Source organism: Mesorhizobium sp. M7A.F.Ca.CA.004.12.1.1 (assembly GCF_003997835.1).
In the GTDB taxonomy this organism is placed as follows: domain Bacteria; phylum Pseudomonadota; class Alphaproteobacteria; order Rhizobiales; family Rhizobiaceae; genus Mesorhizobium.
Window position 1 is genome coordinate 1 of record NZ_RZRK01001190.1, and the last position, 1,300, is coordinate 1,300.

A 1,300-nucleotide genomic window follows, 5' to 3' on the forward strand; every position below is an offset into this window, starting at 1 on the left:
CCTTCACCGCCATATATGCCTTCCGGGTGGCCGCCGAAGCCCGGCTTCTGGCCAATGCGCTCGCTGCAACGGAGCTGGTGCTGCAGCGCGAGCAGCACCTTTCGGCACTCGACGGGCTGGCCGCCGCGGCCGCGCATGAGCTCGGCACGCCGCTCGCCACCATCGCGCTTGTCGCCAAGGAGATGGAAAAGGCGCTCGGCAAGGATGCGAAATATGGGGAAGACGTAACGCTGTTGCGTTCGCAGAGCGAGCGCTGCCGCGAGATTCTCAAGCGGCTGACCAGCCTGTCCTCCGAGGGCGAGGCGCATCTTTCTCGGCTGCCATTGACCTCGCTGGTCGAGGAGGTCACCGCGCCGCACCGGGACTTCGGCATCTCGATCAAGCTTCGGCCCGGCGAACGCATCGGCCCCGAGCCGGTCGGGCGGCGCAATCCGGGCGTCATCTACGGCCTCGGCAATTTGGTCGAGAACGCCGTCGATTTCGCCCGCAAAAGCGTCACCGTGCACTGGAGCTGGGACGAGGCCACCGTCACCTTCTCGATCATCGATGACGGCCCCGGCTTTCCGGCCGAGATCATCGACCGCATCGGCGAGCCCTATATGTCGACGCGCCAGGGCAATGAAACCGGCGGCGGTCTGGGCCTCGGCCTGTTCATCGCCAAGACCCTGCTCGAACGCTCCGGTGCCGTGCTCGATTTCCGCAATTCCAGCGGCCTGGGCGAGGGCGCCATGGTACAGATATCGTGGCCGCGTGGTGTGTTCCTCAATCCGGAAATCACTTCGGCCAGCATGTTCGACACCGCCTGAGAGCCTTGAAGGACCTCTAAAAATTGGACAATCGGGCTCAGGAACTATATTTGCGTAAAATTAAGGCAGCAGGAATTTTGAGACTATGACAGGCGACGAGAATATTGGCGCAATGGTTGAAGGCGAGGACACCTCGCTGCTTGTCGTCGATGACGACAAGCCGTTCCTCACGCGTCTGGCCCGCGCCATGGAAGCCAGGGGCTTCGTGGTCGAGACGGCCGAGAGCGTCGAGGAGGCGGTTGCCAAGGCGCGCGCCAATCCACCCGCCTACGCTGTAGTCGACATGCGGCTCGGCGACGGCAACGGCCTCGACGTGGTCGCGGCCATCCGCGAAAAGCGCGAGGATTCCCGCACCATCATCCTGACCGGCTATGGCAACATCGCCACCGCGGTGACCGCGGTGAAGCTCGGTGCGGTCGATTATCTCTCCAAGCCCGCCGACGCCGATGATATCTTCGCTGCACTCACCCGCACCGCCGGCGAGCGCGCGGCGC

The 1,300-nt window shown here is 64.2% G+C and carries 2 protein-coding genes; both read left to right on the forward strand.

The features are described 5' to 3' along the window. On the forward strand, positions 1-806 hold an 806-nt coding region (locus EN984_RS34980; RefSeq protein ID WP_164765940.1), incomplete at its 5' end, for an ActS/PrrB/RegB family redox-sensitive histidine kinase. An 85-nt stretch (positions 807-891) separates the two neighbouring features. After that, positions 892-1,300, forward strand: a 409-nt coding sequence (locus EN984_RS34985) for a response regulator (protein WP_127384373.1), incomplete at its 3' end; no start/stop codon positions are given.